This is a genomic window from Pseudoalteromonas porphyrae, from assembly GCF_001298125.1.
In the GTDB taxonomy this organism is placed as follows: domain Bacteria; phylum Pseudomonadota; class Gammaproteobacteria; order Enterobacterales; family Alteromonadaceae; genus Pseudoalteromonas; species Pseudoalteromonas neustonica.
Genome location: NZ_LHPH01000088.1, coordinates 1 through 632 on the forward strand (window position 1 = coordinate 1; position 632 = coordinate 632).

At 38.4% G+C, this 632-nt stretch carries 1 pseudogene; it reads right to left on the reverse strand.

Annotation, left to right across the window (positions count from 1 at the left end):
- Positions 1-248: 248 nt before the first annotated feature.
- Positions 249-581: pseudogene (locus ADS77_RS21300) on the reverse strand (Mobile element protein); the annotation flags it as partial.
- Between the last annotated feature and the right edge of the window lie 51 nt (positions 582-632).

The following is a 632-nucleotide window of genomic DNA, read 5'->3' on the forward strand; positions in this document are numbered from 1 at the left end:
CAGTAGCTTCTCTTCAACCCACCCTCTGCGGTGCTCATAAGACTTCCCTGTAAAACAGTCTTCACCGCATAAAAATGCTTGGCGTACACAGCGAGAAATACAATGATAGTATTTTGTATCAACCAAACTTATTTGACGCTTTCTTGCGATTGCCATATTACACCCTGTTTGTTTTTTGCACTAATTAAAAGTTAGTGCAAAATATAGAAAATACAAACTTTAGGATGGGTGTCATCTTTGTTGGATCTGCCTTGCATGTATTTTTGAGTAAGCAAAGTGCCCTTACAGAGTTTATGCCAGCGGATAATAATGGCTTTATCATTCAGCCTCTTTGCTTTTTTATCATCAACATAGAGCACTAAGTGCGTGTGATTACTCATTACCGCATAAGCACACACATCAATACAAAATACCTTGGCTAGACTCAGTAGCTTCTCTTCAACCCACCCTCTGCGGTGCTCATAAGACTTCCCTGTAAAACAGTCTTCACCGCATAAAAATGCTTGGCGTACACAGCGAGAAATACAATGATAGTATTTTGTATCAACCAAACTTATTTGACGCTTTCTTGCGATTGCCATATTACACCCTGTTTGTTTTTTGCACTAATTAAAAGTTAGTGCAAAATATAG